Source organism: Mycobacterium colombiense, assembly GCF_001672755.1.
Lineage (GTDB): Bacteria > Actinomycetota > Actinomycetes > Mycobacteriales > Mycobacteriaceae > Mycobacterium > Mycobacterium colombiense_C.
This window is the reverse complement of the sequence record NZ_LZKI01000189.1, coordinates 31,581-47,500: the sequence shown is the minus strand read 5'-3', so window position 1 is coordinate 47,500 and position 15,920 is coordinate 31,581. Positions and strand designations below refer to the sequence as shown.

At 64.1% G+C, this 15,920-nt stretch carries 14 protein-coding genes; 2 read left to right on the top strand and 12 right to left on the bottom strand.

Going from position 1 to position 15,920, the window contains the following annotated elements:
* Window positions 1-2 precede the first annotated feature (2 nt).
* The 8 genes from A5708_RS23995 to A5708_RS23965 form a co-directional block, all read right to left on the bottom strand.
* Entirely contained in the window at window positions 3-1,130 is a 1,128-nt protein-coding gene (locus A5708_RS23995; RefSeq protein ID WP_065031000.1) for a M24 family metallopeptidase, read from the bottom strand.
* A complete protein-coding gene (locus tag A5708_RS23990; RefSeq protein ID WP_065030999.1) occupies window positions 1,120-2,364 on the bottom strand; it encodes a M24 family metallopeptidase in 1,245 nt (414 codons plus the stop codon). The genes A5708_RS23995 and A5708_RS23990 overlap by 11 nt, the downstream gene beginning before the upstream one ends.
* The gene (locus tag A5708_RS23985; RefSeq protein ID WP_196772731.1) at window positions 2,361-3,425 is read right to left on the bottom strand and encodes an amidohydrolase family protein; all 1,065 of its coding nucleotides are present in this window, start codon (window positions 3,423-3,425) and stop codon (window positions 2,361-2,363) included. The genes A5708_RS23990 and A5708_RS23985 overlap by 4 nt, the downstream gene beginning before the upstream one ends.
* 153 nt (window positions 3,426-3,578) lie before the next feature.
* Entirely contained in the window at window positions 3,579-4,823 is a 1,245-nt protein-coding gene (locus A5708_RS23980) for a cytochrome P450 (protein WP_065030998.1), read from the bottom strand.
* A 1-nt stretch (window position 4,824) separates the two neighbouring features.
* Window positions 4,825-5,019, bottom strand: coding sequence for a ferredoxin (locus A5708_RS23975; protein WP_065030997.1), 195 nt, complete (start codon window positions 5,017-5,019; stop codon window positions 4,825-4,827).
* 10 nt (window positions 5,020-5,029) lie between these two features.
* On the bottom strand, window positions 5,030-5,695 hold the full coding sequence (locus tag A5708_RS23970; protein WP_065030996.1) for a TetR/AcrR family transcriptional regulator: 666 nt from the start codon (window positions 5,693-5,695) through the stop codon (window positions 5,030-5,032).
* A 248-nt stretch (window positions 5,696-5,943) separates the two neighbouring features.
* The gene (locus A5708_RS27065; RefSeq protein WP_155766169.1) at window positions 5,944-7,620 is read right to left on the bottom strand and encodes a hypothetical protein; all 1,677 of its coding nucleotides are present in this window, start codon (window positions 7,618-7,620) and stop codon (window positions 5,944-5,946) included.
* A 744-nt stretch (window positions 7,621-8,364) separates the two neighbouring features.
* Window positions 8,365-9,171, bottom strand: coding sequence for an SDR family NAD(P)-dependent oxidoreductase (locus A5708_RS23965; RefSeq protein WP_065030995.1), 807 nt, complete (start codon window positions 9,169-9,171; stop codon window positions 8,365-8,367).
* 169 nt (window positions 9,172-9,340) lie between these two features.
* Here A5708_RS23965 and A5708_RS23960 point away from each other — a divergent pair, with 169 nt between their 5' ends.
* Both A5708_RS23960 and A5708_RS23955 read left to right on the top strand, forming a co-directional pair.
* A complete protein-coding gene (locus A5708_RS23960; RefSeq protein ID WP_065031096.1) occupies window positions 9,341-10,108 on the top strand; it encodes an SDR family oxidoreductase in 768 nt (255 codons plus the stop codon).
* Window positions 10,109-10,318: 210 nt separating this feature from the next.
* On the top strand, window positions 10,319-11,953 hold the full coding sequence (locus A5708_RS23955; RefSeq protein WP_065030994.1) for a multicopper oxidase family protein: 1,635 nt from the start codon (window positions 10,319-10,321) through the stop codon (window positions 11,951-11,953).
* 3 nt (window positions 11,954-11,956) lie between these two features.
* Here the strand turns inward: A5708_RS23955 and A5708_RS23950 are convergent, their stop codons facing one another.
* Genes A5708_RS23950 through A5708_RS23935 form a run of 4 tightly spaced genes read right to left on the bottom strand, consistent with a single transcriptional unit; the run spans window position 11,957 to window position 15,919 of the window.
* Window positions 11,957-12,775, bottom strand: a complete 819-nt coding sequence (locus A5708_RS23950) for an alpha/beta fold hydrolase (RefSeq protein ID WP_065030993.1) — start codon at window positions 12,773-12,775, stop codon at window positions 11,957-11,959.
* Window positions 12,772-13,761, bottom strand: coding sequence for a cyclase family protein (locus tag A5708_RS23945; protein ID WP_065030992.1), 990 nt, complete (start codon window positions 13,759-13,761; stop codon window positions 12,772-12,774). The genes A5708_RS23950 and A5708_RS23945 overlap by 4 nt, the downstream gene beginning before the upstream one ends.
* Window positions 13,749-14,576, bottom strand: a complete 828-nt coding sequence (locus A5708_RS23940) for a coniferyl-alcohol dehydrogenase (protein ID WP_065030991.1) — start codon at window positions 14,574-14,576, stop codon at window positions 13,749-13,751. Before A5708_RS23940 ends, A5708_RS23945 begins: the two co-directional genes overlap by 13 nt.
* Window positions 14,577-14,617: 41 nt before the next feature.
* Entirely contained in the window at window positions 14,618-15,919 is a 1,302-nt protein-coding gene (locus A5708_RS23935) for an LLM class flavin-dependent oxidoreductase (RefSeq protein ID WP_064951244.1), read from the bottom strand.
* Window position 15,920 lies beyond the last annotated feature (1 nt).

The following is a 15,920-nucleotide window of genomic DNA, read 5'->3' as shown; positions in this document are numbered from 1 at the left end:
GGCTAGGGCTGCCAGAACGGGCTCGTGGTGAGCACCTCGGGGCCGTCCGCGGTGATCAGGACCGCTTCCCGCCCGAATACCGCGCCGACTCCTTCTGCCCACACGTAGCCCGTCACGGCCAGCACCATCCCGGGCTCCAGACGTTCGCCGGCCGCGGTGGTAGGCAGATGCTTGGAAACGACGGGTGGATCGAACCCCATGCCCAAACCGCGGGCCACCGGCATCGGCGGCTCGGGCTCGTCCGCGGCCCGGTAGCCTTCGAGCAGTTCGCTCGCGCCCGCGCCGGGCCGGCAGGCGGCAATCAGCTTGTCCCACAGTCGTTCCCACCGCCCGTGCAGCGATGCGGCGCCGCCGGGGGCGTGTCGGTTGTCGGCGGGCCAGGTCCGGCCCACTTCGCCGATGTAGCCTCCCGCCAGCACTCCGGCGGAGAACGCCACCAGGTCGCCGTCCTGAATGCGGCCATCGCCGTGGGCGCGCCGCCAGGGGTGCGTGCGCGATGTCACCCATGCGACTTCTTGATTCGACGGTGTGCTCACACCGCCGGCGGCGGATGCCTCGAGCAAGACGCCGGCCAGCGCCTGTTCGGTTACGCCCGGCCGCAACTCGGAGACCGCGGCTGCAAGCGCAGACTCGGCCACCGCGACGGACTCTCGCAGCGCGGCGATCTCCTCGTCCGTCTTGATGCGGCGCGCGGCGCGCATGGCGAGCTCCCCGTCGACCAGCTGCGCGTTCGGAAACGCGGTCGGCAGGAGCTGCGCGAAAACCGGTGAGAGCGCGTCGGTTCCGACGCGCCGGGCGGTTGCTGCACCGTCGATGCGCTGCAGGGCGGACATCGTGTTCATCGGGTTCCACGAGATGCCGTAGAGGTTCTCGTGAGGGATGTCCTCGGGCACACCCTCATCCCAGGTGCTCAGGAGGTGCACGGCGCCGGTCTCCCGCACCAGTACGCACGTCGGGCCGAACGGCCGGGTGCCGGCGACCCACAGTTGTGGCGCCCCGGTGACATAACGGACGTTCGCCTGCCGGCCGAGGACCAGGACGTCGAGATCGTGTGCGGCCATCTGAGCCAGCGCCCGCTGGCGGCGCCCCGAGCGCAGCGTGCGCTCGTCGGGCAGGACTTCAGTTGCCATACGGGTCATAGGGGTAGTTGGTCAAACGGATCCAGCCTTCCTCGGTAATCACCAGAACCTCTTCGCTGCGGTAGCCGCCGGTGCCGTCTTCCCACACCACGGGTTCCAGCACCAGCACCATGCCGGCTTGCAAGACGAAGTTCTCGTCGAACTCCTGCCCGAGATCGGTTCCGATCATCGGCATTTCGGCGGCGTTGACCCCGATGCCGTGGCCCAGGTAGAAGTGCGGCAGCCACGGCTTGGTGCCGCCGTTCGCCTTGATGGCGGCCCGGCCCAGGTCCGCCGCGGTGGCGCCGGCCTTGGCGACGCCGAGGACCGCGCTCATGATCTCGAACCATCTGTCGAACTGCGCCCGCTGACGCGGCGACGGATCCCGCCCGACGATCCAGGTGCGCCCGAAGTCGGAGCAGTAACCCTGATAGGTGATGCTGACGTCGGTCCACAGCACGTCACCTTCGGCCAGCTCGCGTTCGGTGGTCAGTAGCGGCAGCGCCAGATCGCCGTGCGTGGTCCAGACGCCCTCGGCCTTACTCGGCGGCATCACCTGCCAGATCGGCTCGAGCATGCTGGCCGTGGCGCCCAGCTCGAAGGCTCGGCGCAAAAACCTTGCCGACAAATCGATCTGACGGATGCCGGAGGCCAGGCTCTTCTGGACCTCTACCATCGCCTCGTCGGTGATCCGGATCGCGGTGCGCATGCAGGACAATTCGTCCGGCGTCTTTACCGACTTGGCGGCGCTGACGATGGCCGCGGCGTCGACGGGCGCGCCGCCCGGGAACAGGAGCTTCACCGCGCGCGACATGGCGCCGGTGAGCTCGTCGACCGCGACCACCGCTTTGGCCGGAATGACGTCGGCCAGCTGGCGCGCGAAATGCTGTACGCCCTCGTCGAATTCGAGGTAAACGGGCCCGTGCAAGTGGTCGGCGGGCAAGTCAGACTCCTGCGAGGCCCCCTCGCGGAAGGGCAGGTACAGGTGCGGCCATTCGTCGTCGGCGAGCACCACGGCCACCGGCCGTTCGACGTAGGACAATCCGGCGTCGCCCAGTGGCCAGCTGGCACCGGTGGCGTAGACCACCGCGTTGTTGCCCAGCAGGATCATCGCGTCGACCCCGCGCTCGGCCATCGCCGAACGCAACCGGGCCCCGGTCTCGCGGCGCAGGCGAGCCAAGTCGGCTGTTTCCGGGATCACCAGTCCGTTGCCGGTGTTGGTGTCCAGTTGCGCGAACGTCGTCACTGCAGACCCAGGAACTTCGTGACGTTGACGCTGACGATCTTCACCGCGTTCTGCGGACCCACAGCGTCCACAACGGATTTCAGCGATTTCTCGGAATAGCCGTAGGTGCTCTCGTTGTGCGGGTAGTCGCTGGACCACATCACCTTGTCCACGCCGATCTGGTCGATCAGCTGCAGGCCCAGCGGGTCGACCATGAACGACGCGCTCATGTGGGTGTCCCAGTAGTAGCGCGGTTCGTGCTCGAGGGTTCGGTTGAACATGTGTTGGTAGGACCCCATCAGGTGGTCGGCGTCCTGCAACGCCCAGGGCACCCAGGCGATCCCACCTTCGAACCAGCCGATTCGCAGCCCGGGATGATCATCGAGAATTCCGGTGAAGAGGTACTTGGCGAACTGCTCGCGGAAGCCGTCGATGTTGATCATCATGCCGACCACCACGCTGTTGAACTGGCACGGGGTTTTCGGCGGCGTCTCCCCGATGTGGTGGGTCACCGGAAGACCGGCGGCCTCGATCTCGTCCCAGACCGGCTTCATCGCGGTGCTGCCGTAGTCGATGATGTTGCCGTCGTCATCCTTACCAGGGTTGAGCGGCAGCAGAAAGGTCTTGATTCCCAATGACTTCAGCTCGGCCAGCGTCTTTCGGGCACCCTGCGGATCCCACCAGTTGATCAGTCCGGCGCCGTAGAAGTGACCGTTCGAGCGCTCCTGCAGCTCGGCGATGTATTCGTTGTAGATACGGAAGGCGAGCTCGCGAAGCTGCTTGTCCGGGTAGTGAAACAGCGCCAGCACCGCGTTGGGGAACGCCAGTTCCTTCTCGACGCCGTCGTCGTGCAGCTCCTGGATGCGGGCCTCAATGTTGGTGCTCGCCGCCCCGGGCAGGTCGTCGTACTGCATCAGCACGGCGCTGAAGTCGCCCGGCAGGAACGACTGTCCCTTGCGGCCGACCTGGTAGGCGCCGTCCTCGTACCAGATTCGAGGAGCCTTGTCCTTCAGGTCGTCCGGAAAGCGTTGGTAGAAGATGTCATCCGCGAGCGAGATGTGGTTGTCGGCCGAGAAGACCACCGTCCCCTGCGGCAGACCGATGTCGCTGCCGACGGCGTGGCCACGCCGATCCTTCGGCGCGCCATAACCACCGGGCGGGTAGAGCGTGGTTGGTTGAGTCGTCATCATTGACCCTCCGTTCGGATCCGCAGTTTTGATAAGTAGCGAGCTGGGCTACCAGGTCACCGGCAGTTCGTAGACGCCGTAAGCGAGTCGGTCGTCCTTGAACGGAACCTCCTCGATCGGAATGGCAAGTTGCAGTGTGGGAATGCGCCGGGCCAGGGTGTGGAACACGATCTGCAGTTCGGCGCGGGCCAGCTGCTGTCCTACGCACTGGTGCCGGCCATAGCCGAAGGCGACGTTGCGGTCGGCGCCCGAGCGGTGCAGGTACAGGCGGTCCGGTTCGGCGAACGCGTCCGCATCCCAGTTCGCCGGGGCCAGATCGATGATGATGCCCTCGCCGGCACGGATCGTCTCGCCGGCGATGTGGATGTCTTCGAGCGCGACGCGGCGCTGACCGTTCTGAATGATGCTGAGGTAGCGCAGGAGTTCTTCCACCGCGCTGGCGATGACCTTCGGATCTTCGGCGTCGCGGATGACGCCGAACTGGTCGCGGTTTTCCAGCAGTGCGAGCACGCCGAGCCCGATCATGTTGGAGGTGGTCTCATGTCCGGCGATCAGCAGGCCGGTGCCCAGCTGCGCGGCCTCTTTCACGCTGAGCTCGCCGGCCTTCACCCGCTCGGCGAGATCGGACACCGCGTCCTCGGCCGGGTTCTCCATCTTGGCTTCGACCAGCTGGGCGAGGTATTTGTTCAGGCTCATCGCACCTTTGACGGTGTCCTCACCGGTGGCGTAACGCGCGAGTCCGACGTTGGCGTGGTGCTGGAACATGTCGGCGTCTTCGTAGGGAACGCCCAGCAGCTGGCTGATCACCAGCGACGGCACCGGCAGCGCCAGCGCGGTGACGATGTCGGCGGGCTGGGGCCCGGCGAGGATCGCGTCGATGTGGTCGTCGGTGATCCGCTGGATGGTCGGGCGCAGGTTCTCGACTCGCTTGAATGTGAAGGGTTTCGACAGCATCCGCCGGAATCGGGTGTGCTCCTCGCCGTCGGCGGTGAACACCGACCGTGGGCGCTTGTGCACCGTGGACAGCATGCCCTCGTTCCAGTGCGGAAATCCGGGCTGGCGGTCGTCAACACTGACCCGCGAGTCCGAAAACAGTTCGCGCACTTGCTCGTAGCCCGTGATGAGCCACGGCGTGCTGCCGTCCCAGATCCGCACCCGGGACAGCGGCCGGGCCTCGGCCAGCGCCATGACGTCCGGTGGCGGCGCAAACGGGCAGCGCGGCTCTCTGGCCATCGGGTAGTCCGGGATATCGGAGGTCTGCGCTGTCGCGGTGCTCGTCAACGTGTCTGACATGTCATTCCTCGATGTGGATCGCAAGCGCGGGGCAGGCCGCCGCGGCCCGCCGCGCCCCTTCGGCCTGTTCGGCTGTGGGATTGGGATTGAGCAGTTCGACGACACCGTCGTCATCGCGCTGGTCGAACACGTCGGGCGCATTCATCACGCAGTTGCCCGAAGAAGCGCAAATATTCTGGTCGACAGTCACTTTCATCTGCGAATCCTCACTCGTACGCCGTCACGGGCGCCAGCCACAGGCCCACGATCGCGTCGATGAGCCCGGACGCCGCGGCCCGCCAGGAACGATGAGACGTCACCGCCCCTGCGACAAGCGCGCGTTCACGGTCAGCGCAGGTGTGCATCAACAGGTTTCGGGCCATGATGTTGCGTTCGAAGTGCACTTCGGCCGGCAGTTCGGGCAGGCAGCGGTTGATGCCCTCGACGACCTGGACCAGCGACCGGGAGCTGAGCGCGCCCTTGACGATGATGTTGTAGTAGGCCGGGTCGGTCATCGCCTGCGCCGCGAACCGCGCGTACCAGGTCGGGTTTCCGAGCTCGTCCAGGTGATCGGTGAGTGGGCGCACCAAACAGGCCACCCAGTTGCGCATTTCGGTCGAACCGCCCGTGTCGAGCAGTTCGGTCACCATCTGTTCGCGTAGCTGCTCGACGGGCCCCCGGTGCTTCTGCTCAATCGCTCGCACCAGGTCGGCCTTGGTGCCGAAGTGGTAACCGACGGCCGCGTTGTTGCCCTGGCCCGCGGCCTCGCTGACCTGCCGATTGGACACCGCGAACATGCCGTGCTCGGCGTACAGGCGCTCGGCGGCCACCAGGATCGCCTCCTGGGTGGAACTGGCCCGCTCGGTGCGAACGGCGCGGCCGACGGTGGTCATTGGATCAGTCAACCTCGTAGTGGAGTTTAAGTCAAGCGATTGATTTAAATAGGGGCCGCTGTGGGCTGCGCGCCCGACTTGGACATCCCTGGCTGATCGACTGAGTGAACTCCGAGCGGACCTGTCATTGGCCGGCGTCAGTCGGTCGCATCAGCCGCGGCGACTGTCTCTTCAATCCGCCTGCAAGCCAAGTTATGCGGTAAGGAATGACTTCGGATCTACGCTGACCAGATCCGATGGTCGGTTGCTTAGTGCTGATCCTTTAGGGCAGTCGCCAGCAACTCCAGTGGCAATGTCGGGGCACTCCGCAGGATCGCAGTAAGTTGGCGGGAAGTCCCACCGACTCGGGCGGGTTCTTTGCCTCTCGTCTGACGAGACACAAACTTTCCATTTACGAAATCCAGCACTTTAATTCGTTGCTTTAAGCGTGCACCCGAGAATTGACTTAGATCGAGCATGAACGCTTCAGAGCGATGGCCAGCAGAATGTGCGTCGGAAACGCCCTCATCAATCAGATGAACTAGACGAACATCCATCAAGTCAGTGAGCATGCTGTACCAAAGCGCATTATCCTCCTTGTCCCGAAAGCTAACCAGAAAATACGTACAGGCTGAGGTTTCAAGGCAGAAATTCCGTACAACTTTCAAGCAATTTATTGTCTGTTCAGCGTTTCCCGGATTAGACGCCATGTCCTCTTCAAGCTCTTTTATTTTTGCGGCCGCGGCATCACCGGCCGCCTGATTGATCTCCTGGACCCCTGCTTGCCGGGCGCCGGAGCGCTGTTGTGCGCGAGTAATCGAGTTAGCGGCGAGAACAAGATAATCCCTAGGCACTGCGCCCGAAGCCAGAACGAGTCTGTCGAGTGCCGCTCGACTGAAGACATTGGACAATGACGAGACGCCTGCTGCATTTGCATAGCCCGCAAGCACGGTCTCCAAAAATTCTCTCGCCTTGCCTGGGTCTTGAAGGGTCACATCGAGGTCGATCACCTCAGCGTCCTGACCGGTTTGTAGGCCGGTAGGTGGAGAGCTTATCCACCACCGAGTAAGATGCTTTATCGAAGCAACTTTGAGCCAGACTTTGGTATCTCGAGTTATGCCGTGCAGCATGTCAAGGATATCGGGCTGTGAACTGCGTGAAACATAATAGAAGTCATCGAGAAACACAAATACGGATCTACCCGAAATCTCGATATAACGCTGCAACGCGCCCTGCACCTTCGGTATCAATTGATTCACTTCGCGCAAAGTATTGGCGTTCTGATCGAGAAGAGAAATTACCTGGTTATAAACACGAGAAACGCTCAACGATGCCGAACTAGTCTCAGATATCCCATCGCGCTGCGAGACGACACTGCCGAGTATCTTCTCCAAAATATAAAGGACTACACGTTGCGCCTCTTCACGCCGATAGGTCTGAATATTCACCCAAGCGCTAATCGCACCATTAGACTGCACGAGTCGGCGTGCTTCAACTAGCAGTGCCGTCTTCCCCGCTCCGCGGCGCCCAAAAATTAAGTGATGCCTAGCCGCAGTCACGGCCGATAAGCTCGCACGCACATTTGGCACGTATCCGAGGCTTGGCTCGGCCGCCGACACGCGCGACCGTGCGCTTATGAGACCAACCAATTGTGTTACACGATCGTCGAACACATTCTTGACACGAGATTTGGAGGTGATCTTGCGCGACAAGCTATCGGGCGCCGGTCGGATAATCACGAAGACCTGCAGATCTCCAGAAAATTCGTCTTCTACCGCCGCCGCATGATGGGCTGCAGCTTCTAAGTCGGCCTCGGCGACAAAGACAACAAAGTTTCTTTCCCCGGGGTAGTCACGCGTCTGAACGTCCAAGACCGCTATGTTCGCTCTGGCTTCGAGCATCGTTTTAACAGCATCGGCCGAGTATTCGTCGAATGGGAGGGTCATAGGTATGCAATCCCCTTGCCTGTGAGATACGCACGACATTCCGCAACAAAGTGATTCGCGGTCTTCGCTAGCCCAAGGGCTGTCGTACGGAACGCGGCCTCGTCTTCGGGGTACGGATCGTAGTCTGCCTCGTTGCGTCGCAGACGCGCATCCTTCAGCTCATTCGCACGTAACTCACGTTCCGGGAAATCGTCGGGCACGCAATTTGAAATCTTTGTGTGTTGCTCATTATCGTCACCGCCGAAAGAATAGAAGCATACCGCGCGCATACTGTGATACATACCGTAGTAATAGCGGCCAATTACCGAACGCCAATCTCTCGTCCTACATCGCTTCATCCTATTCGCAACAGCAAGGAAATGCTCTCCTAAGCGCAAGCGGTCAGCGGCGCTCCACTCTATGAGGTCGCTAATACTCACCCCGAAAGCGGCCTCAAGCGAGGCGCCCTCTACGTAGAGCTCGAGGCTCTTCTTGGGAGATTTACTGACGCGCAGCAGGCGACCTTCAAGCCCTGGAGTCGTAATCGGGGACCTCCCTCACCACTGCTGCGCCGGAGTAATACCCGCGAGTACTCCGAAAGTGCTTATCTATCTGTGTGTCTGACGAATACTACGATTACACGTAGTTTAGCTGTGGCAGGGCGGATGGCTCACACTTTCATTGTCGGTAAGTCGGCCGCGACCGCATCGTCACGCTGGAGGCCGAACGTGACCACATCGTCACGCCGGAGGCCTTTCGGCGATGTCAGCTCTGCTTCTTCGATCGGATCGGCTTGCCCGCCACGGTCCCACCGTCGACCGGAAGCACCGTCCCGGTGACATAGCGCGAGCGGTCGGTGGCGAAATACAGCGCCGCCTCGGCGACGTCATCGGGCGTGCCCTCGCGCTTCAGCGGCCGATCCTCGCGCATCGTCTCGCGGATCCGCGCCTCGAACTGCTTCAGCTGCTCGGGGTCCATGCCGGTCCCCGACTTCCCCAAGATCGGCGTCGGGATGTTGCCGGGTGCGATGGCGTTGACCCGAATCTCGTGGTATGCCAACTCAATTGCCGCGGCCTTGGTGAACTGAATGACGGCGGCTTTCGAGGCTCGATAGATCATCACGCCGCCGCCGGCCTGGATGCCGCCGATCGAGGTGATGTTGATGATCGACCCGCCGCCGTGTTCGGCCATGTACCGCGCGGCATCCCGGGTACCCGCCATCACGCCGAGGACGTTGACCCCCATCACGCGGTGGAAATCGGCGAGGTCGTCGTCGAGCAGCTTGCGCAGCGGGCTGGAAATCCCGGCGTTGTTCACCATGACGTGCAGGCCGCCGAACGTCTCGACGGCGCCGGACACCAGGGCTCCCACCTGTTCGGGGTCGGAGACGTCGGTCTGCCGGAAGACGGCGTTGGCACCGAGCGACTGCGCCAGCGCCTCGCCCCGGTCGGTTTCGACGTCGGCGATGACGACTCGTGCACCCTCGGCCACAAACCGCTCCGCGAGGCCGCGGCCGATGCCGGACGCCGCCCCGGTGACGACGGCGACCTTGCCGTCCAATTCGTTAACCACACGACGAGTTAATCGGCGCATGCCGCGTTAAGTCAAGCAACTGATTTAACGCGGCGGCAGACGGGTGCTCCGTGTGCGGCGTGACCGCGGGCCTCTCGGTGTTCCCGGCCGAGGGAGTCTGCGCCATGCTGAGAAGGCCACTTCGTTGGGAAACGGGAAAGGCGTGATCATGAAGGTGTTGGTAATAGGTGGCAGCGGGCTGATCGGGTCACACGTCGTCGCCAGGCTCACCGAGCTGGGACACGAGGCGGTCGCGGCGTCGCCGAGCACGGGCGTCAATGCCGTGACCGGTGAAGGCGTCGCCGACGCCGTCGCGGGAGTCCACACCGTGGTGGACGTGTCCAACTCACCGTCCTGGGCCGACGACGATGTCCTGAACTTCTTCACCACGTCTACCCGCAACCTGCTGGACGCGGAGCGGGCGGCGGGCGTGCAGCATCACGTCGCCCTGTCGATCGTAGGAGCCGACCGGGCGGCCGAGAGTGGCTACATGCGAGCCAAGGTTGCGCAGGAAAAAGTGATTGTCGAATCGGGACAGCCGTATTCGATCGTGCGCGCGACGCAGTTCTTCGAATTCGTTGACGGCATTGCTGATTCGTTGGCCGAGGGCGACACCGTCCGCGCCCCGCACGGGGCGTTTCAGCCAATTGCCGCCGCGGATGTGGCCCTGGCGGTCACCCGCGCGGCGACGGACGATCCGGTCAACGCCGTAATCAACATCGCCGGTCCCGAGAAGCATGGGATGGACGACTTCATCCGAACGCGGTTTGCGGCCACGGGTGATGCGCGCACGGTCGTGACGGATAACGATGCCCGCTATTACGGTGCGGTTCTGGACGACCGCAGCATCGTTCCCACCGACGACGAAGAAGTGGCCGTGTACCCGACCACCTTCGGCGACTGGATGGCTGCGCAGGCAGCGAGCGGTGCCCAGTAGGGACCGACGTGCGAGCAAGTGGCGACATCGAGTAGCGGTCGCGGTCCCCAGATGCGTTTACGCGGAATCACATTGAAGTGATTGCGTACTGTCGGCGCCCTCCGGGGTATGCCTTCGCGCGATCATTGCAGGGTCTAGCGCTCGCGGTTGCGCTCCGCCTAGCATCCAAGCACGAGAACGTTAGGGCGAGCCCAAGACGAGGAGCACCGATTGCCCGTGCAGCCCACAAGCGGTGTCCCTGTCGACAGAACTCGGCTCACCAGACGCGGTTTCATGGCCGCGGGCGTCGCCGGCGGATTGGCGCTTGCGGCGTGCGGCCAGTCGAAACCGGAGGCGGCGGGCAATGCGCGGTTGACCGCCGCCATCGCCGAAACCGAGGCCGGCCGGCCGCATAGCGGCCGCACCGTCACCGCCAAGCTCACAGCCCAGCAGGTCGAGGTCGACCTGGGTGGGCCGGTCGCGCGCACGCTGGCCTACGGCAACAGCATCCCCGGCCCGGTGATCCGGGCCCGCATCGGCGACGAGGTCGAGGTGACGGTGTCGAACCGGCTCGATCATCCGACGTCGGTGCATTGGCACGGCATCGCGCTGCGCAACGACATGGACGGTGCCGAGCCGGCCACACCCGACATCGCGGCCGGCCACGACTTCACCTACCGGTTCTCCGTGCCGAATTCGGGTACCTACTGGGCGCATCCGCACACCGGCCTGGACGAGGACACCGGTCTTTATCTGCCGGTCATCGTCGACGACCCGACCGAGGGCAACTATGACGCCGAATGGATCGTCGTCCTTGACGATTGGACCGAAGGAGTCGGGAAGAGCCCGCAGCAGCTCTACGGCGAACTGAGCAACCCGAACAAGCCTCCGCAGAGCACGCCCGGAACGACAACCGAGACGACGACTTCCGAGACGACCACCGAGACGACGACCGCCGAGACTTCGGCCACAACGACGACCGAGACGACGTCGACCAGCACCACGGCCTCGGCGAGCCCGTCACCTGCGGCCGCGGTGGGGCGCGTTGGCAGCAGTGACCTGCTCGGTGGCGACGCCGGAGACATCGCCTACCCGTACTATCTGATCAACGGGCGAATCCCCGCCTCCCCCATGACGTTTGATGCCAAGCCGGGCCAGCGCATCCGGATCCGCTTCATCAACTCCGCGTCCGACACCACCTTTCGGGTCGCACTGGCCGGCCATGCGATGACGGTGACTCACACCGACGGCTACCCCGTGGTCCCCGCTCAAGTCGACGCGCTGCTCATCGGGATGGCCGAACGCTACGACGTAGCCGTGACCGCCGCGGACGGCGTCTTCCCACTGGTCGCGGTCGCCGAAGGCAAGAACGGCGTGGCCCGCGCGTTGCTCTCCACGGCGTCGGGCAGCGCCCCCGACCCACAGTTCCAGCCGGGCGAACTCACCAAACGGGTGGGCACCGTCGAGATGTTCACGGCCACAACGCCGGTCAACCTAGGGCGTCCCGATCCCAACCTCGACCTCCCCGTGGTCCTGGGCGGCGACATGATGCAATACAACTGGACGATCAACGGGGAGCCCTACAGCAAGACGAATCCGCTGCACGTCCAGCAGGGCCAACGACCCACCATCACGTTCGACAACACCACGATGATGTATCACCCAATTCACCTGCACGGGCATACGTTCCAGGTGATCAGGGCCGACGGCAGCCCCGGCGCCCGCAAGGACACCGTCATGGTGCTGCCGAAGCAGAAGCTCGTCGCGGTGCTGGTGGCCGACAATCCCGGCACCTGGGTGATGCACTGCCACAACACCTATCACCAGGCGGCAGGCATGATGACCCGCCTGGATTACGTCTTCTGATGGCTAGAGCGCGCCCAGGAAATCCATCAGCAGCTCGTTGACCACCGAGGCCTGCTCGATCTGGGGGCAGTGTCCGGCCTCGTCGACCACAACCGAACGGGCCCCGTCGATCTGCTTGGCGATCTCGGCGGCCCAGCCCGCGGGAAGGAGCTTGTCCCCCGCCCCTTCGACGACAAGCGTTGGCACGCCGATGCGTTCGTAGGCCCGGGCGGTAGACGGGGTTGCGGACGGGGTGGCTCCGGGGCGGCGGAACCTGGCCGCGGCGATGGCTTCCCAGGCTCCCGGCGCGGTGCTCGCCTCGTAGCGGCGGCGCACGTACTCGACGTCGGCGGGATAGCCGGAATCGAAGAACAGCGCTTCGACGATGCGGCGCATCGCGGGCAACGTCGCATCGTAGTTTTGCAGCGCCTCAAAATACTCGTTCTGCTGGATCTCTCCACCGCCGCAGATGATCGCCAAGCTGCGCACCGGGAGTAGCGGCGCGTCCGACGTGGCGTCGGTGAGCAGGTTGATGGCGCCCATCGAATTGCCCACGAAGTGCGCCGAGTCGACGCCGAGCAGTTCGCAGAACCGCGCCACATGCCGGATCCGCATGCCGCGGCCGTCGACGAAGTCGATGACCTTGGCGGACTCCCCGAACCCCAGCTGGTCCGGCGCCAGGACCCGATACCGATTGGCGAGCGCGGCGATGTTGCGTTCCCAGCCGAGTTCGGCGCCGGCGCCGAACTCGCCCCCGTGCAGCAGTACCACCGGTTCGCCGTGGCCGGCTTCCAGATAGCTGGTGGCCAGGCCGTCAACCGACAGGGTCTTGCGCTGCATCATTTGATCGCGATCGGGTTCACCGGTGAGCCCACGGCCCCAACGAATCTCAGCGGTGGTGCGATCAGCTGAAACTCATACACGCCGTCGGCGGCGCAGTCGGCCGCCAGTGCGGTCAGGTCCCAGTACTCACCGAGCATGAGCCCCATGTCGCGTAGCGTCAGCAAATGGAAGGGTAGGAACACGCCGTCGACCCCGGACACCGGGTCTTCGACCTGGAGGTTATCGGACGCGACCGCCGCGATCTCGTGATCGTGCAGCCACTGGGCGCATCGCCAATCCAGGCCGGAATATCGTTCGGTCTTGTTCCCCGTCTGCAGATACCTTGTCCACCAACCGGTTTTGATGAGTAGGACGTCACCACGGCCGATCGTCACGCCCTGCGCGCGGACCACGTCGTCCAATTCCTCAGCTGTGATGGGGTTTCCGTGCTCCAGGAAGACCTCCGCGCCGCGATGACGCACCAGGTCCAGCAGCACACCGCGCGAGGTGATGCCCTTACCGTCCACCTTTTCGATGCCGAGCCGGCGGGCACCGAGGCTGGTCACCGAACCCGCGGGGATCCCGTTGTAGAGCTGGTCGTCGTAATAGACGTGCGACAGCGCATCCCACTGGGTGGCCGCCTGCAACGGCATGATGATCATGTCGTCGTTGAACCGGAACAGGTTGTCGACGAAGTACGGGCCCATCTGCGCCGCCGTCGGGTTCCGCTCCCAATCCGGCCCGTACTGGGCCAGTGTGCTGGCGTCACCGCCGTCCACCGTCATCACGTGGATCGGATTGTGCCGAAAACCGAAGGCGCCCTGCGGCCCCGACGAGCCGAAGTCCACGCCGAGTGGAAACACCTTGCCGTGCCGGACCAGACTTGCGGCCTGGGCGATCTTTTCCTCGGTGATGAAGTTCAGCGTGCCGAGTTCGTCGTCATCGCCCCAACGGCCCCAGTTGCTGACATCGCGAGCGGTCCGGCGAAAGTCGGTCACACTGGCCACGGGGCACGCCCTTCCTCGAGTTCACGCGCGATTGCGGCGCCCACGTTCCCGCCGTCGACCCACAACACCTGGCCCGAAATATAGCTGGCGGCATCGCTATTCAGGAAGATCAGCACCGAGGCCTGCTCGGCGGGGCCGGAGACGCGGCCCAGTGGCTTGGGAATGTCGTCGAGGAAGCCTTGTCCGTACGCCGTGCGCAGCTGGTCCAGGATCGGTGTCTCGGTGACCCCGGGACCGGTGCAGTTGATGCGGATTCCCCGCGCGCCCAGCGGCGTCGCACTGCGCATGGTGTACAGGATGATCGCTTCCTTGGACAACTGATAGCCGGTGCCCAGCTCGGCGGGATGCCCGGCGCACCAGTCGATACCCTCCTGCATCGTCGCGGTGGAAAGTAGCGGCGCCACCTCCCTCAAGTGCTCCCGGTATGCGGCCGCCGCGAGCGACGACACGCTCACGATGGACGACCCAGCGGCCATCTTCGGAATCAGTGCCTCGGTGGCGTGGCGCATCCCCAGGAAGTTGATGGTCACGACGAGTGGCGGATCGCCGATCCCGGACGACACGCCCGCAACGTTGAACAGCGCATCGACCTGACCCGTCACCGCGCCGACCGCCGACTCGATCGACGTTTGATCGGCCAGGTCGACCTCATGGAATTCGTCCATCGCGAAGTTCGGTCGCCGTTTGTCCAACCCGATGACTTCGGCACCAAGCTCGGTGAGCTGACGCACCACGTGTTCGCCGATGCCGGAGGCACATCCGGTCACCACCGCACGACGGCCGTCGTAGCGCCACAGCTCGTCGATCTCTCCCAAGGCTCGCCTCGAAATTCTCCCGACTCAGATGCCGTCCGGTACTACTTCTGCTGGTCCTTCGCGCGCTGCGCCGCCTGCACGCGGCCTTCGTTGATCTCCGCCATCGCCTCGGGGATCTCGCTGGCGGTGAACTTACCGCCGCGACCCGTCGGGAGTCCACCAAACGAGTAATCCTCGTCGAATTGCGGTGCGGTCGATTTCGGTCGGCGGGCCTCCACCTTTTCGATGACGGGCTCCAGCCGTTTCGCCTTTTCCGCCACGGCCTTTGCGTCCCGCTCGATGAATTCGGGGAGCACCTCTTTGCCCATCAGCTCGATGGATTCCATGGTGCCCTCGTGGCTACGCGGGTTGAGTAGCAAGATGATCTCGTCGACGCCGCTCTCCTCGTAGCCGCGCAGGAACTCGCGCACCGTGGCCGGAGAGCCGATGGCGCCCCGGCCGGGCCCGTACGCCAGCGTCGGATCCTTCTCCACTTCTTCGAGATAGCGCTTCCAGACTCCGGTGCGCCCCGGCGTGTGCACTCCGGTCATGTAGTAGTGCATGATTCCGAACGAGAAGAAGCCGCCGCCCTGCCCGAGCCGCTGCAACGCCTGCTCGTCGGTCTTGGCCACCATCATGGACAGGTCCCCGCCGATGGCCAGGATGTTCGGGTTGATCCGGGGAGTGACCGGCACACCGTTCTCCTCGAACTCCTTGTAGTAGCCGTTGACTCGCTCGGTCAGGGGCCCGGGACCGGTATAGGCGAAACTCAACGCACCGATCGCCTTTTGGGCGGCCATCTGCACGCTGGCGGGCCGCGTGCAGGCGACCCAGACCGGCGGGTGCGGCTTCTGCAGCGGCTTGGGGACAACGTTGCGCGCGGGCATCTGGACGTGCTCGCCGTTGAACCCGGTGAACGGCTCCTCGATCATGCAGCGAATCGAGACCTCGAGGGCCTCTTCCCATTGCGCGCGCTTGTCGGCGGGGTCGATGTTGAATCCGCCGAGTTCACCGACCGACGACGACTCGCCGGTACCGAATTCGACTCGGCCGTTGGACAGCAGGTCGAGGGTGGCGATGCGCTCGGCCACCCTGGCCGGGTGGTTTACCACCGGCGGGAGGTGCATGATGCCAAATCCCAGACGAATGTTCTTCGTTCGCTGGCTGGCCGCGGCCAAGAAGATCTCCGGTGCCGTCGAGTGGCAGTACTCCTCGAGGAAGTGGTGCTCGGTCAGCCACACGGTGGAGAAGCCCGCCTTGTCGGCGGCCTCGACCTCGTTAAGACAGTCCTGCAGCATGACGTGTTCGTCGTCAGGCGCCCAGGGCCGCGGCAGTGCGAATTCGTAGAACAGTGAGATTTTCATC